Raw genomic sequence first — 25,711 nt, forward strand, 5'->3', positions numbered from 1 at the left:
TCGCATTAAATATTACGTTTTATAGCGACTTACATTTTGTTCTAATTGCGTTGCTGTGTCTGACAGCTCATGCATGTATGATGTGGCTACATCGGTATCATTAGCGGTTTTGTTAGCAATATCGACAATGGTCGTCATGTTTTGATTAATCGCTTCAGACACTGAAGTTTGCTCTTCAGCGGCTGTGGCAATTTGTGCATTTTGTGATGTGATGGTGTTAACCGAAAGCAACACTTCATTAAGCGCTTTTTCGACTTCGCCCGCCTCATTAACACTGGTTGCACTGCCTGATTTAATTGATTGCATAATGCTGTTTACAGTTGTTGTTCCTTGCTGTACTTGCTCAATCATAGCCTCTATTTCATGAGTACTATCTTGCGTGCGTTTTGCTAAAGTTCGCACTTCATCAGCCACCACCGCAAAACCACGACCCGCTTCACCAGCTCGGGCAGATTCAATTGCCGCATTCAGTGCCAATAGATTCGTTTGCTCGGCAATGTTTCTGATCACATCAAGCACACTACCAATTTGACTCGATTGTTGATTAAGCTGATCGACCGCATTCGCCCCTTCATCAACTTGTTTGGCAAGGCCATTAATCACCTTTATGGCTATGAGTAATTGGTTGTTAGCTTGTTTGACTAAATGATCGGCATGCTCAGCAGCGGTTGAGGCCTCTTGGGCACTACGAGCAACTTCCATTGATGCCGCCGACATTTCGTTTATTGCGGTTGCAACTTGTTCACTTTCTTCATGTTGGCGATTAATACCTGCATGCATATTGGCAAGTAGCTCGTTGAGTTTGTGTGACGCTTGATTCATCGATTGCGATGATTGGCGAATATCAATAACCATCTTACCAACGTCATCGGCAAAACGGTTAAACGAACTGCCAAGCTTGCCGAGTTCATCATCTCGTTTCACCATTAAACGTTGGGTTAAATCGCCATCACCTTGTGATATATCGTTCATTGCTAGTACGGTTGTGTGCAGTGGGCTGGTAATACTGCGCGATACCACTACAGCAATTGCTGCGGTAATTGCAACTGCAAATACTGAAGCGATAATGGTGTTTATAAAGGCATTATCGATACCTTCATTAACCCGTTGTTCTGTTACTGCAACTTGTTGCTCAAGGCCACTGATCCAAAAACCGGTTCCTAGCACCCAATTCCATTTTGGTAGTAAAGCGGCATAACCGAGTTTAGGGTTCACACTGCCATTGGTATTTTTCCAAGAATATTGCACATAGCCACCGCCTTTCTTCGCAGCATCAATAAGCTCTCGTATCAAATAAACCCCATTAGGATCTTTAAAATCATAAAGGTTTTTACCCTCAAGTGAGGCGTTAACGCCATGAGCAATGTTGACACCTTTTACATCATATACAAACACATAGCCTGTATCACCAGCATCATTAAAACGCAAATTACGTAAGATGCTTTTTGCTTGGCTTTGCAGCTGTTCAGTATTAGAGCCATCATCTTGCGCGATGAGATGAGCAATCGAACTCATGGCAATTTTTTGATAGTTACTGACTTCGGCCTTTCGGTCGTTTTCCATTTGTGTGGCAAAACTTTCAACGGTTTGTGCACCACTGTGTTTTGATTGCACATAGTTGTAGAGTGTCAGCATTATTGCAATGAGTAGGGGGGGAAGTAGGGCTAGAAAGAGTACCCGTTGCTGTATTGATAGCGCCATTTATCGCTCCTAATAAAAATCCGCAGTACTAGTTTAGTACGTTTAAAGATTTTTATTAGTCGACTTTATGATTATATCAATTGGCTATAAAAGCAGATCTAGGCAACTTGCTTATAAAAATACACCGTTGCGTCAAATTCACCGGAGGAACTTTTCGCAAACCTAGGAATCGTGCCAGCTTCAATGTAATCGAGTTTTCGATACAAATATGAAGCAGTGTCGCCTTGGCGGGTATCAAGTACCAATAACTGAATACCTAAGATACGGGCGTCGGTTTCTAGGCTATTCATCAATTGTTTTGCAATTCCTTGGCCTTGATATTCGCTGTGTACCATGAGCTTTTCTACCTCGCCGCGGTGAGCGCCATTGGCTTTAGCGCACAAAGAAAGCTGCACGGAGCCAATCACCGTATCACCATCAAGGGCAAGATAAAGCCTACGGTAAGGCGTTGCTAAATCGCCATCGACCCCTTGCCAGTAGTCATGTGCTGACTGTAATGATAGCGGGGCAATAAAGCCGATTGATGCGCCACTGGCAACGCTATCAATCAGTAAACTATTGAGAGATTTAGACACCCCTTTAATAGAGTGTACAGCTTTAATTTTCATTATTTATTCTTGTTGAAATGGATACACAGAGCCTAAATTAAGTAAGTTGGTTAACTCATCAAGTGCTTGATAGCTTTCGGTTAAAAGCATTGGATCGGCAAAGTCGTCACTACTTAACGAGTCACGGTAATGCTTATTCGCCCAACTCACTAGTTGGGTATATTTTTCTTCGCTGAATCGTACACCCGGATTGACCGCGGCTAGTTCGTCAGTATTGAGTGCAACACGCAAGCGCAAACAAGCAGGGCCACCGCCATTTTGCATGCTTTGGCGCAAGTCAAAAAAGCGCACTTGCTGAACTGGGTTATCTGCCAAAATCATTTCTTGAATGTAATCGTGAACAGCTTGATTACGCTGACATTCTTTAGGTGCAACCAGCATCATGCTGTCATCACTTAAGGTAATTAATTGGCTATTAAATAAATAGCTGCCTACAGCATCTGTAATGCTCACTTTATTGGTTGGCACTTCAATAATATGTAGCGGCTTGTTGCCTAGGTAAGCTTGTTTAATCTGTTTTAGCGTATCAGCTTGATGCAAAAACGCTTGTTCGTGGCATAAAAGTACATTGCCATTGGCCACAGCGATTACATCGTTATGGAATACACCTTGGTCTATCACATCAGGGTTTTGTTGAATAAATAACTGATTTTCTGGTTTTAGCTGATGTAGACGGGCAATTGCTTGCGAAGCTTCAAGAGATTGTCTTGCAGGAAATTTAACGGGTTTTGGTAAGGCGCTATTAAAGCTACTTGCCCCATAAACAAAGATCTCAAGCCCTGTATCTGCGTGGCTGTCGCATAATCGATTATGATTTGCGGCGCCTTCATCACCAAAAAAACCTTGATCAGGTAAGTGCGTATGATGGCTAAAGTAACGTTCATCGTTAAACATGGCTTTTAATAAAGCCGTAGTTGTAACGGGCTCTAGCGAGCGGTGAAATTTGTTATTTAAGTTAGCAGCCGTAAAGTGCACTTTGCCATCAAGCGTATCGACTGAAGGCGAGATAGTGCCAGCATTGGCTGTCCACATGGCCGATGCACTGTAACAAGCTCGCAGTAAAACAGGGTCGGCTTTAAATGCTTTTTCAATAATCTGGCTATCGCTGCCTGTAAAGCCTAAACGCTTTAGCACGTTAATGTCGGGGCGAGCATGGGGTGCAAAAATACCTTGTTCTAGCCCTAACTCGTGCATTGCCTTCATTTTTTCAAGGCCTTGTAGCACGGCCTCTTTGGGGTTCGAATGCGAAGAGGCGTGACTTAGTGAAGCGACATTGCCATACGATAATCCCGCGTAATTGTGAGTAGGCCCCACTAAGCCATCAAAGTTTACTTCTACTGCGTGCATACTTAATCCATCATTATTGTGCGTGTATTTTAACCATACAGAAGTTATTTAGCTGAAGCTAGCTAACTCCATTTCTACATTACGTAGACTTTGTTGAAGGCGCTTCTGAGTGGCAATTAAATACGCTTTTTGTTTGTTCTGTTTAACTTGTTGCTGTCGTGCGGCTTTGTATAACACACGCTTAGGAATGTCGTACTGCTCAGACGCTTCGGTGATTGTCAGTTGGTGAACCGAAATTTTTTTAAGCGCTTCAATAAATGCGGGGTCATTATTTAACATAGCGACGCTCCAAATCAGCAACATTATGCGGATCGTTTGCTTCATGCATATGCCATGTGCTGATGTCTAATCGCCAAAGTAGATAAAGAGTGTGAAAGAAGTTAGTCACGTTAGTCTCCTTGTTAGTGCCAGTTCATACTCACTATTGGAAGATCTGTGCCAAACCTTTATTAAATTTAAATGCATTAAAAATCAATCGGTTAATGTTTGATGGTTAGGGCTTCCTTAAAATCAGGCACTAAAATAGTGAAAGGTAAGTGCTGTAATGCACTTTAATGATGCGTGTTATTATTGTTGAGTGAGGAAATACGAGAATAAAACGCAATGTAAAATCGCTGCTACATGCTCGCACCTCGTATCTCGTTTTTCGTAGCCCCGGCTTTATGCCGCGATATTGGTGAGGTAGGGGCGATACGAGAATAAAACGCTATGTAAAATCGCTGCTACATGCTCGCACCTCGCTTCTCGAAACTTTACTCTCGAAACTTTACTCTCGCTAACTTTCCTCTCGTAGCTTTAATCTCGCTAACTTTCCCCTCGCAACTCGCAACTTATTCCTCGTTACTCAAACCCTTCCAACACAAGCTTTCCGCGAGCTTGATGAGATTCTAAAATCCCATGGGCTTTAACAAGGTTTGCTACGTTTATCTTACCTAAATGTTCACCCAATGTTGTTTTGATTGTGCCGTTATCAACTAAGGTCGCGAGCTCTGAAAGAAGCTGATGCTGGGCAATCATATCCTCGGTTTGGAACATTGAGCGGGTATACATAAACTCCCAATGCAGCGAAATACTTTTACGCTTTAACTTTAAAATATCAAAGCTTGCAGGGTCGTCGATCAGTGCCAATTTACCTTGTGGCTTGATCACTTCCATAATGCTATCAAGATGTTGGTCGGTGTGCGTTAAGCTCACTGCGTAATCAAATTCACTCAGGTCGGCCGCAAGACGTTGCTCGTTAAGGTTTTTGCTATGATCAAGCACATGATCAACACCTAAGTCTTTAAGCCAGTTGGCGCTTTCTTCTCGTGCGGCGGTACCAACAACTGTTAAATTGGTAAGCTGTTTGGCAAGCTGCACTAAAATTGAGCCTACACCACCTGCGGCACCTATCACTAATACAGAGGCTGGCTTATTGTTTTTAGATTTTTCAATCTGTAAACGGTCAAACAATAACTCCCACGCAGTAATACTGGTTAATGGCAAGGCGGCTGCTTCACTATTACTCAGGCTTGTTGGTGCAAGACCGACAATGCGTTCATCAACAAGTTGCAGCTCAGCATTACTGCCTTGGCGCGTTAAGTCGCCAGCATAAAACACACGATCACCGACATTAAATAACGAAACCTTGTCGCCAACAGCTTTAACCGTCCCCACTGCATCCCAGCCAATAACTTTGTAGCCAGTGTCTGGTGACACATTAGCGCGAATTTTAGTATCAACGGGGTTTACTGAAATTGCTTCTACGGCGACAAGAATGTCGTGACCTGTCGCAACGGGATCAGGTAATTCAATCGCTTGTAATGATGAGTCCGACAACGTTGGGGTTGCTGTAGTGTATCCAAATGCTTTCATGATGGTGTCCGTATTGATGAGTTTTGAACACTATAGCGTATAGAATTATATTAAAAAGGGTTTAGATACCAGCTCGCAATAATACGTAATCATTTTGAGGGAGCAAACCTGTCGCTACCAGCGTTAAAAATTTCTCATTTAGAACAACTAAATAACGAAATTTTTGCCTTGTTATCAACGAGGTTTTCTTGCCTCAAAAAGCCCACTTTATTAAGCAAGCTGGTATTATCCAAATTCACTTTCAAATAACTTTTGTTAATTAAGGTCACTATTTACTAAATCGAGTAATTCAATCAGTTGCAGTGCTTGTTGTTCGTTAATGCTTGGGAAGCGACAACGAATTTGCGACGGTATATCGGCAGCTTGATCTTGCATCGCCTTGCCTTTGGCTTCGAGCTGCACGAGTCGTTTGCGTTTATCTTGGCTATCTTTGGCGATCGATAACAATGCTTTATCGCTCATTTTTTTCAAAATTTGCGTCATCGCACCGCCATCAATGGCGGTTTTTTCAAGTAATTCAGCAATGCTGATCTGATCTTTTTCCCACAGCGCCATCATCACTACGTATTGCGGGTAGGTTAAATCTAATTGGTTGAGAGAGTCTCGATACGCACGGGCAATCCCATTCGATGCCATATATAAGCGGTGGCATAGCTGGTTATCTAATTTTAGTTGTGGGTATTTCATGCTCGATCCTCAAAATTCAATACGTGCATTTTAATTTGCATACAAAGTATTTGCAATCCCGAAAAAGCTGATCTAATATATTTTGCATGCAAAATATATTTTCACTCAATTAGGAGAGTAATCATGAAAGAACTACAAAGTATCGCATACACAGCAAAAGCAACAGCAACAGGTGGCCGTGAAGGTACAGCAAAATCAGATGATGGTCGTTTAGATGTGGCACTATCAACACCAAAAGGGCTAGGTGGTGATGATGGTCAAGGTACAAACCCTGAGCAGTTATTTGCAGCAGGTTACGCGGCTTGTTTTATCGGCGCATTAAAGTTAGTGGCTGGCCAGGCAAAAATTAAATTACCTGCAGATACTCACATTAACTCTGAAGTATCTATTGGTCCTATCGAAGGTGGTTTTGGTATCGCTGTTAAGCTTGCGGTATCTGTGGGTGATCTTGATAAAGACACCGCTCTTGCACTGGTTAATAAAGCGCACGAAGTATGCCCATACTCAAACGCAACGCGTGGTAACATTGCTGTCGAATTATCAGTGATCTAATCGCTATTTATCAAAATAGGCCGTGCTTTATGCACGGCTTTTTTGTTTTTCAGCAATCGATTTTGCTAAATCACCTGAACCAGTCAGCGCTGATACTAGGCCTTCGCGTGGTTCACTAAATTGTATTGGCTTTATCTTGCTTGCTCGGGCTGCATCGAATACCGGTACTTGGCTCATCGCGTATTCAGACAATGCGGTAATGGTTAATGATGGGTTTACCCCTAAATTACCCGGTATGATTGAGCCGTCAATAACACGCAAGTTTTGATAGCCGAACACTTCTCCTGAGCTATCAACTACGCCGTTAGAAGCATCAGTCCCCATGGCGACTCCACTCATTATATGCGCCGTCATCGGGGCACCAAAGAGCACTTCAGATAAGGCAGACCCCGGCACGCCACCGAGTTTTTCGGCGTAGAGTTTGGTTGCTTCTTCTGCTTTTGGAAAACTAACACTAAGCGGCGTGTCATTGTCTTTTTGCACCGCAGTAATGCCGTTTTTAAATAATCGATACCATTTACGTCGCCATTCAAGGTGAATAAACGCCTCGGATTTTTGCATCACCAAAAAGAGAATTGAGCTGCGGGCTTTTCCTTTTGGTCGCAAGACTTTGGCTGTTTTTATTGGATGGCGCAGTGTATTAACTAAAAACTTAGCAATACGCTTGAGGCCTTTTCCAGTCACCATAGGAACGTAAGGTAAATAAAGCCATGTGCCATCGGCGCCTTCTCTAAACCGGCAAATTTCAATATTGGTGTCTTTGTCGACCGAAATAAATGAGCTGATCGCAACGCCATCATCAACTTTTTTAGTGGTGTTATTCGCGGTGGTGAGGGTTTCTGAATTAGTGCGAATTTGCTGACCTAGCCAAGCTGAAATATTGGGCAATGTTTTGTCTTTATCGCGCATTTTTAAAAGCAAAGGCACGGTGCCCATGACCCCTGCGCTTAGCACAACGCCACGTGTTGTTAGCGTATAAATATGGCTGTTGCGATGACTGGTATCTTTAATCTTAATTTTGTATCCGGCGCTGCCATCTGCATTGAGCGGGGTGATTTTGATTACTTCAGAGCTGGGTCTTATCTCTACGCCATTGCGCTCGGCAAAGTACAGATAGTTTTTCATTAAGGTGTTTTTGGCATTATGGCGACAACCAATCATGCAGCTACCACAGTAATGGCAGGTATTTCGTCTTGGACCATCGCCATTAAAGTATGGGTCGGGTAGCTCTTTGTTATAGGCTTCGCCGGGTTTTGCAAAAAGCACCCCGGTATTCACGGTTTTGAACGAGTCACCTTGCCCCATCTGCTCTGCAATCTCTTTTAGTGTGTGATCGGCAACATTGGTATAGGTATTTTTGGCACTGCCTAACATGCGTTGTGCAAGGCCATAGTAGGGCATTAGGCTTTCTTTCCAGTCTGATTTTATGCGTGTCCACGCTGGAGATTGAAACACTTCATCATCAGGAATAAGGTGCACATTGGCATAAATTTGTGAGCCACCACCCACACCCACACCATGCAGCACAGTGACTTTACTGGTAAACGAAAATTGAATGCAGCCTTTAAGGCCAATTTCTGGCTGCCACATATAATTTTTGATATCTAGGTTGGTCTTTGGAAATTCTTTATCGTCGCGGCGTAGGCCTTTTTCGAGTACTAAAACTCGGTTGCCTTTTTCGCTTAGGCGAAGCGCACTCACAGAGCCGCCAAAACCAGAGCCTATAATAATTTGGTCAAAATCAAATGTGTGTTGCTGCATTATTATCACCTGTTGGTGTTTATTATTATGAATTTAATTTACTTAAAAAGGCTAAAAGCTTATCGGCAAATCTGCCGTAAGGCGGCATTAAAAATTTCACGCTCGAAAACTTGGCTTGATAAAACACCGGGCGTAATTTTGAAAAGGTTAAAAAGCCTTCATAGCCATGGTAATGCCCCATACCACTGGCACCTACGCCACCAAAAGGTAAGTCGTGCTGACCAACATGAAACAGGGCATCGTTAACGCTTACACCCCCCGACATCACCTGCTCAATATAAAAGTTAATAAGCTGTTTGTTGTAGCTAAACGGGTAAAACGCTAAAGGCCTATCTCGCCCTGCAATATAATCAACGACTTGCTGCGAGTCTTGATAGGTTTTTACCATTAAAATAGGTCCAAATGTCTCGCGGGTATCAATGCTCATACTGTCATTGCTGTTTAAAATTAATGTCAGTGGCAGTTTTCGCGTGTTGGCATCTGCAACTTGATCGCTGAGAGTAATAACGTCAGCGCCGAGTTGTTTGGCTTCTTCAATACAGGTTGTAAGGCGTTTAAATGCGCGGTCATCAATAATGGCTGTGTAATCTTGGCTATGAATATCTGGTACATGCTTTTTTGCCCAGCGTGTGGCTGTATCGATAAACAGCGCAAGTTGAGACTGATGCACAAATACATAATCAACATTGGTACAAATTTGCCCAGCGTTCATTTGCTTTACATACATGATGCGCTCAACAGCTTTTTGCATCGGGTAATCAGTAGCAATCACAGCAGGAGATTTACCTCCTAACTCAAGGGTTACAGGCGTTAGGTTTTGCGCCGCTGCAGCCATCACTTTTTTGCCGGTTTCACCTGAGCCTGTGAACATTAAATGATCAAAGGGAAGCTTTGAAAAGGCGATGCCTACTTCACCAGTCTCACAGTAAAATTGCAGCTTTTCGGGCTTAAAATAATTGCCCACTAGCTCGCCTAAAAGCGCGCTTAAATGCCGTGAGTTTTCAGACATTTTAACCATCGCCTTATTACCTGCTGCAAATGCTGCGGCTAATTGACTAAAGGCTAAGTTTATCGGGAAATTCCACGGCACAATTAACCCTACAACACCAAGCGGCTGGGGAATAACTCGGTTCTTTGCCCCTAAATACATACGGTGATCAACATGTCGCTTTTGCACTTTCATCCACTTTTTAAGGTGCTTTAACGTGCTATTGATATCTGCACAGGCATTAATGATTTCGGCAAGTAAGGTTTCATGGCGAGAGCGATTCCCATAGTCTTGATTAATGGCCTCGATAATACGTGCTTGGTTCTCAGTAATCATGGCTTTTAACGCAAGTAAGTGTTCACGTCTTTGCTGGTAGTTTTCAATACCTGCTGCTTTGGCATGGCTGCGCTGCGCGACTAAGTCGGCCATTAAAATGCTATCGATGCTTACTGGTTTAGTGGCAATGTTCATCTGTATGTTCTGTTTATCAGAGTTTGTTCTAGCATAAATAAATCGCTTGCAGTTGATTTGACTTTTTAGGACACTGAAATGACTCTTTAGGACAAAAGGCACACTGTGTGGAAAGTTTAATTCGCTCTTCTAGTTTAGCTGGGTTTGAGAATTTAGTGAGGCAATATGGTGTAAATCCAATTACTTTGTTGGAGAAAGCAGGTATTTTACCCGCACAGTTACGCGACCCAGACAGCTTTGTTGTTTACGCTCATTACCTTGAACTACTTGAACTTGCTGCCCAAGCGTGTGATGAGCCATGTTTTGGCTTAAAGCTTGGCGCATCACAAAGTATGAGTACTGTGGGCTTAATTGGTGCTTACATGTCGCGCCAGCCTACGATTCTTGATGCCCTTAATGTTGCCCAAAAATACATATACCTGCATGCCGAAGGCATTGTGCTTAACCTTGCACTGCTTGGGCAAACAAGTTGTGAGGTCCGTTTTGTCCGACTCTCTGACGAAAAACACGAGTTTGAGCAAAAATCTCAGTTGGCAGTGTGTTTGGTCAATAAAATATTAAAAGAATTAGTTGGCCCGAAATGGCACGCCGATAAAGTGTGTTTACGGCAATCTGTGGCGGTGAAACAGCGGCCATTATTTAATAAAGTGCTTAATTGTGAAGTTGAGTTTAACAGTGACGTGGATGCGATTTATTTTTCTAGCGCATTTTTATCCTTTAAACCCCAGCTCAATGATGCCATTTTAGACACCTTAATAGCGGATCAACTTGAGCTGCAACGCCTCAATAAACTCCCCGATGAAATGCTGCAAATAGAAGGTGCGATGAAAATCTTGCTAGCAACCGGTGAGTGCAATAAAGAAAATACCGCTAAAAGTGTTGGGCTACACCCCAAAAAGCTGCAACGTATATTAACTGAGCATAACACCAGTTATCGGCAATTGTTGGACGAAGTTAGAAAGTCAGAGGCAATGCGACTATTACAACAAAAGCATATCAATATGACCGACTTAGCACTGCGTTTAGGCTATGCGGAGCTGTCGATTTTTAGTCGTCGCTTTAAGCTATGGTTTGGTGTGTCACCCACCGAATGGCAGCAAAATTTGCGCTAACTTTACAAAAAGGCTCAATCACACTAAAACTTCATACTTTTTTTTCTAATTGTCCCTGTGAAGTCATGCAAATGGTCTAAACTATTAGCAAACCTACAATAAAAACAGGAAATGTCGATGCGGCAGTTAGCATTAGCGAAAAAGCTATTATGGCTTACGGTAGGCAGTATTTTTATTACTGTGTTTGTTTTATCAAGTGTTTTATGGTGGCAACTGTCAAACAGTAACCAGCAATTAGCTGCGCAATCAGAAAAGTTGATTGTTGCTGAAGTTGAAGACAAACTCGCCTCAAATGCCGCCGCATATGGTGAACAAGTAGCTGGGTTTATTAACGAAGCGTACCGAGTACCTTACTCATTTGCCGCTATCTTAGGCGATCATGATGCTGCAACGACCCTAACACGTGATGCTGTGGTTGAAGTAAATCGCTCGTTACTTAAAAAAAATACAATTCTTTCATCTATTTATTCGCAATTTGAAGCAAATGCGTTTGATGGCCGTGATGCAAATTTCATCAGTGGTTATGACCACTCTGTAGCAGGTGTTGGCACACTCGAAATTTATTTCACACGCAATCGAGATGGTGCCATTGAACAACAGGTGGTTGACGATGCGGCTGAGAAGTATGTCGATACGCTCAATGAATTTGGCCAGCGGGAAGCTGAGTGGTACTTGTGTGTAAAGGATACCAAAGTGCCTTGTATAATGGAGCCCTACTTATACGAAATCACCCCTGGTTACTCTGAAATGATGACCTCTTTAACTGTGCCCATTCTCCGTGATAACGAATTTATTGGTGTTGCTGGGGTTGATTTAACCCTGCCAGTGTTTCAAAGCATGACCGAAAAACTCTCAAAAGAGCTGTACAACGGTAAAGCACGCGTCACCTTATTAAGCTCACTCGATTTAGTGGTTGGTAGTAGCCATTACAAAGATAAGTTAGGCAGACCGTTAAAAGAGGCGGTGGCCAAAAGCACTTTAGACAATTACGTAAAAGCGAAAAAACAAAGTGGTGTATTTAAAGTCGGTGATGAGTATTTAGTTAACTACCCAATTACCATAAAGCTTGCAAAAACACAGTGGAACTTATTGATTGAAGTACCCGCTGAGCTTGCCCTTGAAGGGCCGCATGCACTGGCTAATAGCATGAGCGAAAATGCCAATACACTAGGCGGTTTAATCTTGGTAACGGGTATTATTATTGCTGGTGCCGCCTTTGTGATCATGACCTTAGTGATCCGCACAATTGTGGCACCACTACAGCAAATTCAACAGCGCGTTGATAACCTTGCCAGTGCTGAAGGTGATTTAACTCAAACCTTGCATGTTGATACTCACGCTGAGCTAATCGCATTGGCAACAGGCTTTAATGCATTTCTTGCTAAATTGCGCGATTTAATTGGTGAGCTTAAAAATGTATCAACGCAAACCAAAGAGCAGGCTCACTTAGCGACTAGTGTTGCTGTTGATACTAAACACAACGTTCAAGCTCAGTTCCAAGAAATTGAGAGCGTAGTAACCGCCATGAATGAAATGAGCGCGACAGCACTCGAAGTAGCAAGAGCCTCAGAGCAGTCAGCACAACAAGCCGATGAAATAAACAGCCTTGTGGTGAGTAGTGAATCGAGCTTGTCGTCTGCGGTTACCCAAGTTAAAACCATGTCGGATGAAATCAAAGAGGCCAATCAAGCGGTTGAAAAAGTCGCGGCACGTAGTAACGACATTACACAAATTTTAGATGTGATCAGAACAATTGCAGAGCAAACAAACTTACTTGCACTGAATGCAGCAATTGAAGCGGCAAGGGCCGGTGAACAAGGCCGTGGCTTTGCGGTAGTAGCAGATGAAGTAAGGGCTCTCGCTTCAAAAACACGTTCATCAACCGATGACATCAGCGGCCTAATCGACAGCTTACAGCTAGAAGTAGGCAACGCTTCTAAGGTCATTGAGCAAGGTGTTGTGCGTGCACAAACCGCGGTAGATGAAACCTCCGTTGCATTTGATGCATTACACGAAGTTGTAGTCAAAGTGGATGAAATCACGCAGCAAATTACTCACATTGCAACGGCTGCAGAAGAGCAAAGCTCAGTCACAGAAGAGATAAACCGCAACCTGACGTTAATTTCAGATGCCGCATCGCAACTAGCTGAGCTATCTACCCAAGCCGGAGACGGTAGCCAAACCCTCAATGCACTCGTTGCACAACAAGATGATGAGTTGAATAAGTTGAAGACGAAATAGTTATAAGGTGCTAGTTGTTAGGCTCTAGGCGCTAGGCTCTAGGCTCTAGGCTCTAGGCTCTAGGAGCTAGGAGCTAGGAGCTAGGAGCTAGGAGCTAGGTGCTAGGAGCTAGGCGTTAGGAGCTAGGCGTTAGGAGCTAGGCGCTAGGTGCTAGGTGCGAGGTTCGAGAAAAACGCGATGTAAAATCGCTGCTACAGACTCGTTCCTCGATTCTCGTAACTTTACTCTCGTAACTCGTACCTAATACCTTATTTCGCGCGCCAAGCAAGCGTGACGCCTACAAAGTAGCAGCGGCTTTATGCCGCGACTAAGGGTAAAAATATCGCTATGCGATGAAGTAATCGGATCTGAAAATCGATTAAGGGTGGTTATGCATCGCTCGTAATTGTTAGATATTTATTTTTACCAAAAGTAACGTAATAGATGGGTAAAAATAGACCCGATAGTAAGTGACTGCTCATAGTGTTCGAAACAGTTACTTTATTTGATTGAATATCTTTGACAGAAAGTTTAGGGCTAGAGCACCAATCAATGGAGAACCAGATAAATTTAGTGTCATCAGGTATTGTGTAGTTGGTTAAAGAGTTGGGTTTGATTTTGCCGATTTTTTTAGAGTCGGCCCATAAAGTGTAATCTCTAATTTTATCATGATATTGTTTTGGTCTGGTTACTTCAATTTCCATTTGAACCTCACAAGGATAGTAATTCCATTAAACTTAACGGGCTTATAGCTCGTTTTCTTCTATAGTCAGTGTATTTTTAACAGAGCCGTTAATTAATTTCTAGTCGTATAGTGCAAGGAATCTTAGGCTCATGCTCGCATCTCGCAACTTTACTCTCGTAACTCGTAACTGAATCTAACTACACTGCGCTTGATTACGGCCTTGGTTTTTGGCTTGGTATAATGCTTTATCGCGCGTTTTAACATCGATTCTATGTGCTGATCGCTTGCTTGTAAGGTGCTAACACCAATACTCACGGTGAATTTAACGTGTTTGTTGTCGGCGATGATGTCTTGCTGTTCGATATCGGCTCTGATCCTTTCTGCGATAGCAAATGCCGTGTGGTTATTTGCCATAGGTAAAAATAAGACAAATTCTTCTCCACCAATGCGACCCGCAATATCTGATGATCTGCTATGTTGGATGAGCTTATGTGCAGTGGTTCGTATTACCTCATCGCCAGTAGCGTGGCCAAATTTATCGTTTATACCTTTAAATTGGTCTAAATCTAGCAGTAACAGAGAGCAGGTACATTGCACGTCATGATATTTTGCAAACTGCTGATTAACCTTTTCGAAGAAGCCGCGGCGATTATAAAGTTGTGTTAAATGATCTGTTACAGATAAGGCTAATGCCTCATGCTTAGCACGTTCTAGCTCATAGGTTCGCTCTTCTACTTTTTGTTCGAGCATGGTGGTTAGTTTTTGTTGCTCTTTCTTGCGCTGAATAAACACGGCTTGAATAAGTAATATCGCTGAAAGAGTAAATAAAAAGAAAAACTGCATGGTCACTTCTGCTGTTTTAGGATGATGATAATAAAAATACCCCCAGCCTTGATTACTTCCGACCCAAGCTGCAAAAAACACCAACATATTCATGCAACTGGTGGCAGTTGGTGATAACCGCGTAGCGGCATAAAGCAGCGGAAACAGCAGTAATGCAGGTTGTAAAAATGGTAATGTCATGGTTGTGTATGCGGGGCCAAAAATAAAATAACACAACAAAACCACCGTCAGAGTAAGCAACAGAAGTTTAGAAAATTCACTAGAAGTGACTGTATGCGGCCAATTTCGCCATAAAAAGTAAAGGGCAGGGGTGAACACAATTGCCGCTAAGGCATTGCTAATACTCCAATTTAAGATGCCTACATACAAGCCATTAAACCACTCGATACCAACTAGTGAGTATATGCCCACACCGAAAAGTGCAGAAATCACACCAATCGCTATGCAAGCAACAATAAACACTCTGGCTAAACTGGTAACGCTCGTCAGCAGCGTGTGTTGTTTAAGTTTTCGGTTAATTAGCCAAAATGCTGTTAAAGCAGCGAGAGTATTACCTGTGGTTGTCGCGGCATTTATTGCTATGTGTTTAAACGTGAATGGATTCAAGCCGCTGAGATAAAAATAACAAAACACAACTAAACAGGTGCCTGATGCAACGCCCAACCAGGCTTTACGACCAAATAACATCAAGCCTGCCAATGCGACTCCTGCTGGTGGCCATACCGCTAGTGTTTTTAACACTTGCATAGTAAACAAGCCAAACAGCAGATAAACAGAGCAAACAATGATATTAAATTGCCAAGGCTTGAGCTGTGTGTTCATACATCCCTTTATGTGCTTATGTAAGAAAGCCACCGACTTGCGAGTTAGCATTAATCAAACTACTAATAAATTAGTGTATTAGTAGTTAGGAATTAGGCAAATTCAGTTAATTTAAAAGTAGTTTTTATAACACTGTTTGCTATTCATACAATTTATTAGACTAATAGTTAATGTGCTTAAAAAACAATCTTTAGCTTACTCTTTAAAAGCGTTTAAAATCAGTAAAGTTATAAATATCAATGTATTAAATTTGTTTCTGATACTCTCAACTTATTAAAAACACCTATTTTATAAATTCATACCCGACCTTTTGCCTAATCGTGTTTTGTATCTGGCTGCTTTACCCTAACTGGAAAATAAAAACTCACACAATTTTTCAAGATAGGCAGTAGGAGAACTCATGAATACGAGGCAGCAATCAGCGTCAAAAACGCCTGCTGAACAAGGATCGGATACTCATACCGACCAGCAAAGCTATCAAGCTCTTCATAAACCCAGCAGTGAATTTTCGAGTCGTGACGAATACCTTGAACACGAATTACAAATTATGCAGCCTAAGCGCTGGCGTCCTAACTTACCATTTCGTGATTATCGGTTTGAATTAGAAGACTCTATCCCTGCTATGGCAGGCACCATAGGCAAGGTGGTTATGGTGGGTGCAATTGCTGCAACGTTTGCAGCGCCACTGGGCTTAGGTGAAGGTTTTATTCTAGAAAACGTGCGCTATGAGCTGTTAATTGTATCGATCTTCATTTTATTATTTTCAGGCTTCTTTTTACCAACAGCAAACTTAGCGGGTACGCATGGGCCGCTTATTCCTTTGATCCCGATTGTGGTTGCTGCGGGTGGTCACCCAATGGCCTTCGGTTTACTGATAGGGGCGTTTGGTCTATTACTGGCGCTTAGTAAAGGCGGGAGTTTACTGGCGGGGTTAACCAGCCGAGGCGTGTGTGGCGGTTTACTGCTTTACCTTGGTTTTATTGGCACGATTTCGCAGGTTAAAAAGCTATTTGCATGGGCTGAAGGCATTGATATGACCCATATCGCTTTCATTGTGATTTTGTCGACTATCGTGTTGTATGCATTACTTGAGCACTACAAAAAACGTTGGTTAGCCGTGCCATTAAGCTGTTTACTTGGCGGTTTAATTGCATTTTTACTGGGAGCGCCGTTTGAGTTTAAGACCGCACCGGGTTTACCAAATATGAACCCAATGTATTGGTGGGGTGAAAATACCGGTTGGATGCTGGGTTTACCAACCCTAGAGAGCTTTGTGGTGGTATTGCCATTTGCGGTGCTTGCGGTTGCCATGTGGTCACCTGACTTTTTAGGGCATCAAGTATTCCAAAAAATTAGTTACCCAGAACGCACAGAAAAAGTACAAATGAACATTGACGATACCATGTTCAGCGCTTCAATCCGCCAGACATTTGGTTCCTTGTTAGGCGGCTCTAATTTTACCTCGTCATGGGGAACCTACATCGTGCCAGCAGCCATCGCTAAACGCCCAATTCCTGCCGGAGCGGTGTTAACGGCATTATTTTGTATTATTGCCAGTATTTGGGGCTACCCAATGGATTTAGCTATTTGGCAACCCGTGTTATGCGTCGCGCTAATAGTTGGTGTGTTTATCCCGCTTCTAGAAGCGGGTATGGAAATGACTCGCGAAGGTAAAACTACGCAATCGGCTGCTATTGTGGTGTTTTCATCGACTTTAGTGAATCCTGCATTTGGCTGGTCATTAACTATGTTGCTCGACAATCTGGGCTTAATTGGTTGTAAAGAACGAAGCTCTGAACTATCCCCAATGAGCCGCTGGATCATTCCATTAGTAATGTTTGTTATTTTAACAAGCGTGATGGCAATGGTGGGTATGTTGCCAGGGATCCCAGCATTAATGGCAGACTTTAGACATTAATATATAAGGGTAAGGTGATAAACGCCTTACCCTTTTTTAAAGCTTTTATTTAAACTTAACTGTTTTTTCGCTGCGGGTGTAAGTTCGGGTATCGGGTTTTGTCCATTGACCTTTTTTAAGGTAAGAGGTCGACACTACAAAGCTGTTGTTTTTAAACTCGCTTGTCGATTTCACCTTAGTGATCCCTTCTTTATTACCCGTTACATTTTCATAAGCAACAAATTGAGTAGGGCTAAGTACATTCATAGTGCCTTGGGTATAAAAACCTGCCGTAGTGAAGTAATAAAACACCAAAGACTGCTTTTTATTGTCCCAAAAAATCATCGACTCACCACCATATTCACCTTCATTGATAGAGTGTATGGTTTTAATCGCCGTGCCATTGAGCGCGCGTTGCCAGCTACTCACATCTTGCACGGCAGGCTTACCTGCTGCGACATTAAAGTCTGACTGCCACGTGCCTAAGTAAGGCTCAAACACTTTTAGCTTGTCATCAAGTTGTTGATCTGCAGCAATAGCAGAAAGTGAACATAGGCAGATTGATAGTAAAAGTGATTTTAGGTATGCCATAATAGCGTCCCGATAAAATTAATTTGTTTTGCAGAGTATAGGTGATAATTCTTTGATTAAGAAAACATTAATTACATTTTCATTGTTGTTTCTAGCGCTGCTATGGCTGGTATCGTGGCAACTTAATATTACCTACTTTATTGCAGGCACTTACAGCGTAACGAGCTTAATAAGCTTTTTGGTATATGGCTGGGATAAACGTTTAGCGATGCAACATGGCGAGCATGTGATAAGAGTACCTGAGCGTACACTGCATATTTTAGGGTTAATCGGCGGCTGGCCAGGTTCATTAATTGCGCAGCAATGGTTAAGACACAAATCAAAAAAACGCAGTTTTATTGCCGTACTTTGGTTAACAATTATTGTTAATGGCAGTGCACTGTCTTCACTGTATTATTTGCAGTTAATTTAAAAGAAGATCAAAAAAGGAAAGCAACAGCTTTCCTTTTTTGTGAAAACCACTTATTGAGCAGCTTGAATTGATTCAATACTATCAAGCTCAATCGTTAGAATTGTTTTCTTATCAACAACAACCCATTTGCGGTAAGTTAAGTAACCTGGCTTTGTTACTTCAATGTCGTACTTACCTTCATCAAGTTCTATACCATCTTCATAAACAGGTTTAATATTCATAATACGAACACGCGCATCATCAGGTGTTGTGACCACTGTTAATGAAATAACCGATTCATCCACAACTACTTCAGGTGTTACTTCTGCAATAGGCTCTGGTTGCGGCTCAACATCATGGCTTGATGAACAGCCGGCTAAAACCAATAAGGCACAGGCTAAGCTTAATTTTTTCATAATTACTCCATTAAATTACACTATTTATTAAACGTTATAGAAAAAGAATGGCGTTCGAAAATATACTTGTGCAAATTCGTTCTTCCGTGACGTTTGACTATTTAAGTTTGAGCTAGATTGTATTTTCTAGACTCTTTCTAATTTCTTCGCTGCGTTCGACAAGCCTTTCGGCTGTTCTATACATTTTTTGTTTCATCAAGCTACTTGCCATAGAGATATAAGTCGTCGCGATTTGATCTTTGATTAATAAAATCGGCTCAAATGATTCGGGAAAAATTTCAGCTTCCTTACTAAATGATTCATCAAATTCCATAAGCTGCTTATAGTCAGAAACACTAGCAAGTTGCGTGTTAAATCTTTCTAATTTTTCTTGATAAAATATTTTGGCATCATCACCAGGGTAGCTCACTGTCTTCCCTTCACTCGTTTTTCTCTTATATTCAGCTAATGCGACCATAGCTGACTCTTTTTTTCTCAATGCCGTAACGAGTGGCTCAAGTTCTGAAGTATTTGAAAAAACTAATTCACCGACATCAAGTAACGTTTTCTGCGTGACGAAATCTTCATTTTCAATAGACGTTAAAACGGCCAGTTTGAAATTATTTATATGTTCTTGGTTAGGTACATAGCTATAACTAGCATCGATAATTTTTAATTGAGATACAAGGCCGTGAATATTGTTGTCCCCACTTTCATCATATCGAGACTGCGATAACAGTACATCTAAACGATAACTAAGATCAGAAAGGATCGACTGTCTTTCAGTTAGTAAACTTTCGAGCTTGTTATTTACTGTTTCTGAATCGGGATAGATTTTTTTTGCTTCGTCATAAATATCAATAGCATCATCATAGGCTCTTGTATTTATGGCGGTTCTTGGTAAATCATCAACTTGTTTAGTAAATTTTTCCACGACTTTACTTTGATGAACAGCCAAGAGCCCTTCTTTTAAAACTTGGTATTGTGGTGGAATTTCATTTAAACGTTGTGGTAGGCCATCACTAGGCCAATTCATCCATGTTTCAAGCTGTTCTACTTTTGCGAGCGAGTTTTGATAGTTTGCTTCAATCAATTGCTGTTTATCGCTTTGAGATAAAAACTGATACCCTGCAGCACCCAGAAGTAATGTGTAGCAAGCGGCATGGATCACTAGAGATGTTCTATTGTTGTTTAGTTCAGACCTAACTTCGAGCAATGATTTAGGGCGCATTGCGGCATCAAGTGAGAGGCATTTTTTTAGTTTAAGCCAAACATTCAGTGAACAATTGCTCGGTTTTTTTACGCTTGTTTCTTTTGCTACTTGATTTGCAGCGACTCTGTTGTATGGGTGCTTACTCGTTAATAACTCAAATGCGATACAACCAAATGCAAATATATCGTCTTTAGCTGAAGATTTGTCGCCATTTAGTTGTTCAGGGCTCGCGTATGTGGGGGTATAACCATTGCTATTTGGTAATTCATTGTTATTTGGCGCTGCATATTTATCTTCGTGAAGATTTGTTTTTGCAATCCCAAAATCCAAGATTTTTAAGTTTCCTTGCGAATCAAGAATAATATTTGAAGGTTTTAGGTCGCTATGAACGATTCCTTTTGTGTGAGCATAAGTAAGGGCATCAATTAATTGATTTAAAATTGGTTTAGCCCTTTTTTGAGATAAACCACTGGGCTTATTTCTTTTGATCAACTGTTCAAGAGTTTCGCCTTCAATCCATTCCATTACAACGAAATGATAGTTGTCACTTGATGACGCTGAAAACACTTTAACAATGTTAGGATGAGAAAGAGAGCGCGTTTTTATTGTTTCATCTTTTAGCAACAGTAGCGCATCTTCAGAGTCTGCCAGTTCTGGGTGCAATATTTTGATAGCGACGATATCGTCTTGATTTGAATTAGTATTTAGATAGGTATCTCGCGCTCGATAAATATAACCCATTCCGCCTTCGCCAATTAATTCTTCAATTAAGTAGCGCTTTGCTAGATATTTACCAATTAAGTGAAGCTTACTTTCTTTCGATACTGCATTTTTATTTTTTATTGAAGCAATACGTGTTTTATCATTTTCGGCAGTCATTATAATTCCTTGTATAAAAATCAATATCCTTTTGACTGGTGCCATATTTTACAAAAAATACACCAATAAGCAATCATTCAGTTTATATTAATGAAGTGGTACTTAAGGTTTACTTTCAGAGTAGGTTATTTGTTTTATCCTTTTTATTCTGTTTTTTGAAACTATTTTAAATTTTATTTTTGGGTATTTTTCCGCGTTGACTTTATTCCGTGAAGTATTTTATCCTAATAGAATGTTTGTATTTATGGGACTAACAATCAAATGGAAGTGATTCTAAATGTTACCAGTTATCACAGGCTCTCTCCTGAGATAGATGCGAAAAAAGTAGTAAAAAATGAATTAACTTTTGGTCGTTCAGAAGATTGCGATTGGTATTTACCTGATCCTGAAAAAGTAATATCAGGTCGCCATGGCAAAATCGTAAAAGAGACCGATGGATTCTATGTATATGACTACTCTACCAATGGATTGTTTATAAACTTTTCAGTTTCACCGTTAGGAAAAGAGAATAAACACCGTCTAAATGATGGTGACATTCTCACGATTGGTGATTTTCAAATAGAATCAACTCTACAGCAAGTTAACCAAGTTCAAGATTTTGAGCCACAAATCAATTCTTTCAACACCTCGCTTTCTGAAATGCCAAAAGATTCAAGCGATGATATTAAGGGGTTTGCTGAACAGCAAATGGCTTATGGCAGTGCAAACGAATTTGAAGAAGCAATGATTGCGCCTACTTTTCAGAAAACACCGAGTGATAATATTGACATTTTTTCACAACAAAATCTGAGTCAACCTATTCCCGAGGATTGGGATGAACTCGCACAACTATCAGCTACAGTAGAAGAAAGAGAAAATAGCGTGCCTGTATTACCGGTAGAAGAGCCTGTAATTAGCACTCCAGCTGTTAATGATAGTAAGCCGTTTAATAATGGCAATAGTGCAATGGCTGCAAATAACGCCCCAGTTAGTGCACCTATAAAAGATAATCAAATTCCAAACTCATCGAAGTTAATCTCTTCATTTTTAAATGGTTTAAGTGTTAATGAAAAGCTATCAGTAGAGCTGCAAAATGAAGACACATGGCAGCGTATGGGCGAGTGCTTTAAGCTTTTCCTTGAAGGCTCGATGGATTTGATTCGCCAGCGAACAAATATTAAGAACCAACTTAAATTGAATCACACAACGTTTAAAGTTGAACAGAATAATCCACTTAAGTTTTCAGCAACAATTGATGATGTAATGCAGAATCTTTTTGTTAGCAATAGCGCAAGTTTTTTGCCAGCGAATGAAGCAGTTAAAGAAAGTTTTGTTGATACAAAACTTCACGAGCAAGGGTTATTAGCAGGTGCGACTGGGGCACTTAATGGTCTTTTAGAACAATTATCACCCGATGGCATAAAAGCACAAAGCAATAATGGTGGGTTACTTAGCTCATTGTCTGCTTATGGTGATGCTTCAAGCTGGCGTATATATAACGAATTGTATGCTGACATTACAGATGATGTTAAAGCTAAAGGAGTTTTAGCATTTTCTGATGATTTTCTGAAGGCTTACAATGGTGGAAATTAGCTGTATTACAATGAAGGAATAATGCAATGTTGAAGTTCAAGCTTACTTTTGTAGGTGCTTTATGGGTATTTTTAACAGCCTGTACAACAGTAAACAAGTTTGTGCCCCCATCTACTGATTTAAATATTTCAGTGGCCTCAGATGTGAACCCAGATATCTCTGGTCGTCCTTCACCTGTTGTTTATAAAGTGTTTGAACTGAGCTCTCGCACCATTTTTGATACGCAAGATTTTTTTAGCTTATATGAAAATCCTGAAGCAGTACTTGGTCCAGATCTACTTAAGAAAGATGAGCTTGAATTACAACCTTCGGCAAACATTGAATACAAAATGAACTTGAACAGAAACACACGTTTTGTTGGTGTTGTGGTCGCTTACAGAGATATTGAAAAGGCCCGTTGGCGAGCTGTTATAGAAGTTGACCCAACAGGCTATGATGACATCGACGTAAATGTTGAGTCGTTAGCTGTATATATGAAAGATTAAAGGAATAAACATGAGTGATTACACGCGGGTCGCATGGACAGAAGGAATGTTCTTAAGGCCTCAGCATTTTCAACAAGCAGATAAGCATGTTTCTAGTGTAATTAGAAGAGTTATAGAGGGCACTGTTGCTGATTCATGGGGGGTCATTGAACTCGAAATTGATAGCGAACTACTTGTAACTGGTCAATTTGCTATTGATAAATTGTCGGCTATTTCGCCAGATTTATGCCCAATTCAGATGCCAAGTGATGAGTTTCTTCCTGATCCCTTAGTGGTAGCTAAAAGTGCCTATGATGAAATTATATGCCTTGCAATTCCAGCCTTGAAGGGAAGTGGGATCAACATCTCTTCTAGTGAAGACGAATTAGTGACACGTTACAGGATTGCAGACTTATCAGTTAGTGATGACAGTTTAGGCTCTCAAGCTCAAGAAGTAATCCAAGTGGCAAAGCTTCATAGCCGATTGATGTTAATGTCTGATGATACATCGGGTTATGTCTTGCTGCCGCTTGCAAGAATTACAGAAGTCACGAATGAGGGAGCAATTAAACTTGATTCTAAGTATATTCCTCCTAGTTTGTTTGTCACCAGTAATAAGCCTTTAACAGCGCTTGTCAGAGAGGTCTCAGGTTTAATAAAGCAACGTGCTGAAAGTATTGCGGTGAGACTATGTCAAGGGTATGCAGGTAGCACATCCGTGGCTGATTTTTTGATGCTACAAACACTCAATAAATATGATGCTATTTTTCAAAGCCTATTAACGCATTCTCGTGTTCACCCGCGAGAACTTTATGCAAGGTTAATTGAGCTTGCTGGCGAACTTGCAACATTTAGTGCTGTAAATAAACGGGTGCCGCAACTTCCAAAATATGACCATGCAAATTTACAGTTTGTTTTTGCAGAGGTTGTGAACTTCCTATACCAATCTCTCAGCCAAGTGATTGAACAAACAGCCACTGAAATTAAGTTAGAACAAAGTAAGTTTGGTATCTCATTCGGTGCATTAAGAGATAAGTCGATTCTCGACTCTGCTCAATTCGTACTGGCTGTCAAAGCGAGTATTCCCCATGAAGAATTAAGAAAGTTGCTACCTTCGCAAATTAAAATTGGTAGCGTAGAGTCGATTCGAGATTTAGTAAATAACCAGCTACCAGGGATCTCAATCAATGGCTTACCTACAGCGCCACGTCAAGTACCTTACCATGCTGGATATCATTATTTTGAGCTTAATAAAAACAGTGAACACTGGAGCAAACTAAAATCCAGTGGGGGTATCGCTCTTCATTTATCAGGTAACTACCCTGATTTAAACTTAATTCTTTGGGCAATTAGAAGCTAATAAAGGAAGCGTTTCAATGGATGAAACAATAATTAAACCACGTCCAGGACGTTTGGGCCGTAACAAGTCAAATTCAGAAGCATCGCAAGGCTCGAGTGACAAAACCGTGGTCTCGTTTAGTCACTCTTCACCTGAAAAGGCGAATGTTAGTTCTGTATCAATTTTTAAAAATGAATTACTCGATGCGGCTAATGATAGCTTTTCATTGATCATTTTTATTAATCAGTCATCACAAATAGACAGTTTAGCGGCCTTAAAGCATCGTGCAATTGAATCAATCAAGCGCTTTGAGACGAATCTGCGCGCGAAATCAATTGAGCTCACGGTCATTAATAATGCGCGTTATTGCTTATGTGCTGCAATTGATGAAGCTGTATTAAATGCAAAGTGGAGTTCGTTAGAATGGGCAGAAGAAAGCTTATTATCCACTTTTCATAAAGAAACATTTGGTGGTGAGTACTTTTTTACTTTGCTGGATGAAGCGCTAGCGCATCCAGAAATGAATCGAAACTTTTTAGAGCTACAATACCATTGTTTAAATTTAGGCTTTAAAGGTAAGTTTCGAGTTGCAGCAAGCGGTGAAAGCAAGCTAGAAGATTATCGCAATAGAATTTATCACATCCTCAATCAATTGGATGGGCCTCATAGTCAATTTTTAACACCTAGTTGGAAAAGCCGTGTTGCAGCAGGTGTAGAACTCAGAAACCAAATTCCACTTTGGGTTGTGATATCGGTTTTGGCTTTAATTGCACTCGTGGTTTATTTATTTTTTAACATGCGTCTTAATGAGCAAGTTGACGCTACAGCTGAAAATTTGAAGTCAGTTCATCCTTTGTCATCTTCACAAGTTGAAGGTAATAGAAGCAAGCAACTTGACTTGTTAACTCAGTTATTACACACAGAGATACAACGCGGTATAGTCAGCGTTGAACAACAAACAGACAGGATCAGAATAACAATAAATAATGAGAGTTTGTTTAACTCTGGTGAATCAACACTATTGCCCTCTTTCCAACCCATTTTAGAGAAGTTAGCACTAAGCCTTGAAGGAACAAAAGGCAAAATTTTAATCACAGGTCACACCGACGATAGCCCAATAAGTACCAGTCAGTATCCTTCTAATTGGCATTTATCATTAGCTAGAGCTACTCAAGTAGCAAATTCAATGGCTAAGAATACTGGCTTAATGGGAAGGTTATGGCCAGAAGGAAAAGGTTCTGCAGAGCCTTTAGTGAGCAATACGAATTCAGATAAGGCATTAAACCGCCGAATTGAAATCGACTTACTTTTTTAATGGA

At 41.1% G+C, this 25,711-nt stretch carries 22 protein-coding genes; 9 read left to right on the forward strand and 13 right to left on the reverse strand.

The genetic code is table 11. From position 1 onward, the window contains the following. Positions 1-12 precede the first annotated feature (12 nt). The 6 genes from C2M25_RS17405 to C2M25_RS17430 all read right to left on the reverse strand — a co-directional run bounded on the left by C2M25_RS17405 (position 13) and on the right by C2M25_RS17430 (position 6,197). Positions 13-1,701 (reverse strand): methyl-accepting chemotaxis protein, encoded by a 1,689-nt coding sequence (locus tag C2M25_RS17405; protein WP_063704381.1) that lies wholly within the window; start codon positions 1,699-1,701, stop codon positions 13-15. Between the two features lie 98 nt (positions 1,702-1,799). After that, positions 1,800-2,309: a GNAT family N-acetyltransferase gene (locus C2M25_RS17410; protein WP_063704383.1), complete on the reverse strand. Its 510-nt coding sequence runs from the start codon at positions 2,307-2,309 to the stop codon at positions 1,800-1,802. Between the two features lie 3 nt (positions 2,310-2,312). Then, complete coding sequence (astB, locus tag C2M25_RS17415) at positions 2,313-3,656, reverse strand: N-succinylarginine dihydrolase (RefSeq protein ID WP_105181707.1); 1,344 nt, start codon at positions 3,654-3,656, stop codon at positions 2,313-2,315. A gap of 48 nt (positions 3,657-3,704) precedes the next feature. Beyond that, positions 3,705-3,935, reverse strand: coding sequence for a helix-turn-helix domain-containing protein (locus C2M25_RS17420; RefSeq protein ID WP_054562555.1), 231 nt, complete (start codon positions 3,933-3,935; stop codon positions 3,705-3,707). 561 nt (positions 3,936-4,496) lie between these two features. Then, complete coding sequence (locus C2M25_RS17425) at positions 4,497-5,510, reverse strand: zinc-binding alcohol dehydrogenase family protein (RefSeq protein WP_105181708.1); 1,014 nt, start codon at positions 5,508-5,510, stop codon at positions 4,497-4,499. A gap of 255 nt (positions 5,511-5,765) precedes the next feature. Further along, entirely contained in the window at positions 5,766-6,197 is a 432-nt protein-coding gene (locus tag C2M25_RS17430) for a MarR family winged helix-turn-helix transcriptional regulator (protein ID WP_105181709.1), read from the reverse strand. A gap of 123 nt (positions 6,198-6,320) precedes the next feature. On the opposite strand from C2M25_RS17430, the gene C2M25_RS17435 reads away from it, so the two are divergent. Then, complete coding sequence (locus C2M25_RS17435; RefSeq protein WP_063704391.1) at positions 6,321-6,749, forward strand: organic hydroperoxide resistance protein; 429 nt, start codon at positions 6,321-6,323, stop codon at positions 6,747-6,749. 27 nt (positions 6,750-6,776) lie between these two features. Here C2M25_RS17435 and C2M25_RS17440 read toward each other — a convergent pair whose 3' ends face one another. Continuing rightward, a complete protein-coding gene (locus C2M25_RS17440; protein ID WP_105181710.1) occupies positions 6,777-8,510 on the reverse strand; it encodes a GMC family oxidoreductase in 1,734 nt (577 codons plus the stop codon). Positions 8,511-8,535: 25 nt separating this feature from the next. Further along, positions 8,536-9,969, reverse strand: coding sequence for a coniferyl aldehyde dehydrogenase (locus C2M25_RS17445; protein WP_105181711.1), 1,434 nt, complete (start codon positions 9,967-9,969; stop codon positions 8,536-8,538). A 107-nt stretch (positions 9,970-10,076) separates the two neighbouring features. Between C2M25_RS17445 and C2M25_RS17450 the strand changes: the two genes are divergently transcribed. After that, positions 10,077-11,081, forward strand: a complete 1,005-nt coding sequence (locus C2M25_RS17450) for an AraC family transcriptional regulator (RefSeq protein ID WP_105181712.1) — start codon at positions 10,077-10,079, stop codon at positions 11,079-11,081. Between the two features lie 117 nt (positions 11,082-11,198). Then, positions 11,199-13,322, forward strand: coding sequence for a methyl-accepting chemotaxis protein (locus C2M25_RS17455; RefSeq protein WP_063704397.1), 2,124 nt, complete (start codon positions 11,199-11,201; stop codon positions 13,320-13,322). 368 nt (positions 13,323-13,690) lie between these two features. On the opposite strand, the gene C2M25_RS17460 is transcribed toward C2M25_RS17455, so the two are convergent. After that, positions 13,691-14,005, reverse strand: coding sequence for a hypothetical protein (locus tag C2M25_RS17460; RefSeq protein ID WP_105173659.1), 315 nt, complete (start codon positions 14,003-14,005; stop codon positions 13,691-13,693). A gap of 149 nt (positions 14,006-14,154) precedes the next feature. Next, positions 14,155-15,651 (reverse strand): sensor domain-containing diguanylate cyclase, encoded by a 1,497-nt coding sequence (locus tag C2M25_RS17465; RefSeq protein ID WP_158679741.1) that lies wholly within the window; start codon positions 15,649-15,651, stop codon positions 14,155-14,157. Positions 15,652-16,051: 400 nt separating this feature from the next. Here C2M25_RS17465 and C2M25_RS17470 point away from each other — a divergent pair, with 400 nt between their 5' ends. Next, on the forward strand, positions 16,052-17,569 hold the full coding sequence (locus tag C2M25_RS17470) for a DUF3360 family protein (protein ID WP_105181714.1): 1,518 nt from the start codon (positions 16,052-16,054) through the stop codon (positions 17,567-17,569). 45 nt (positions 17,570-17,614) lie between these two features. Here the strand turns inward: C2M25_RS17470 and C2M25_RS17475 are convergent, their stop codons facing one another. Next, on the reverse strand, positions 17,615-18,139 hold the full coding sequence (locus tag C2M25_RS17475) for a hypothetical protein (RefSeq protein WP_105181715.1): 525 nt from the start codon (positions 18,137-18,139) through the stop codon (positions 17,615-17,617). 52 nt (positions 18,140-18,191) lie between these two features. Here C2M25_RS17475 and C2M25_RS17480 point away from each other — a divergent pair, with 52 nt between their 5' ends. Then, complete coding sequence (locus C2M25_RS17480) at positions 18,192-18,551, forward strand: DUF1294 domain-containing protein (RefSeq protein WP_105181716.1); 360 nt, start codon at positions 18,192-18,194, stop codon at positions 18,549-18,551. 50 nt (positions 18,552-18,601) lie between these two features. Here the strand turns inward: C2M25_RS17480 and C2M25_RS17485 are convergent, their stop codons facing one another. Next, positions 18,602-18,946: a PEGA domain-containing protein gene (locus C2M25_RS17485; RefSeq protein WP_105181717.1), complete on the reverse strand. Its 345-nt coding sequence runs from the start codon at positions 18,944-18,946 to the stop codon at positions 18,602-18,604. 112 nt (positions 18,947-19,058) lie between these two features. Next, positions 19,059-21,017, reverse strand: a complete 1,959-nt coding sequence (locus tag C2M25_RS17490; protein WP_158679742.1) for a serine/threonine-protein kinase — start codon at positions 21,015-21,017, stop codon at positions 19,059-19,061. Positions 21,018-21,278: 261 nt separating this feature from the next. Here C2M25_RS17490 and tagH point away from each other — a divergent pair, with 261 nt between their 5' ends. From tagH to tssL, 4 genes are read left to right on the forward strand one after another with little or no spacing between them, the layout of a single operon-like run. After that, positions 21,279-22,589, forward strand: a complete 1,311-nt coding sequence (gene tagH, locus C2M25_RS17495; RefSeq protein ID WP_105181719.1) for a type VI secretion system-associated FHA domain protein TagH — start codon at positions 21,279-21,281, stop codon at positions 22,587-22,589. Positions 22,590-22,615: 26 nt separating this feature from the next. Continuing rightward, positions 22,616-23,074 carry a type VI secretion system lipoprotein TssJ gene (tssJ, locus tag C2M25_RS17500; RefSeq protein ID WP_105181720.1) on the forward strand — a complete coding sequence of 153 codons (459 nt, stop codon included), beginning with the start codon at positions 22,616-22,618 and terminating at the stop codon, positions 23,072-23,074. A 10-nt stretch (positions 23,075-23,084) separates the two neighbouring features. Beyond that, complete coding sequence (tssK, locus tag C2M25_RS17505; protein ID WP_105181721.1) at positions 23,085-24,413, forward strand: type VI secretion system baseplate subunit TssK; 1,329 nt, start codon at positions 23,085-23,087, stop codon at positions 24,411-24,413. 16 nt (positions 24,414-24,429) lie between these two features. Next, the gene (gene tssL, locus C2M25_RS17510) at positions 24,430-25,707 is read left to right on the forward strand and encodes a type VI secretion system protein TssL, long form (protein ID WP_105181722.1); all 1,278 of its coding nucleotides are present in this window, start codon (positions 24,430-24,432) and stop codon (positions 25,705-25,707) included. The last annotated feature ends 4 nt before the right edge of the window (positions 25,708-25,711 follow it).

Source organism: Pseudoalteromonas sp. T1lg21 (assembly GCF_002964625.1).
Lineage (GTDB): Bacteria > Pseudomonadota > Gammaproteobacteria > Enterobacterales > Alteromonadaceae > Pseudoalteromonas > Pseudoalteromonas gelatinilytica.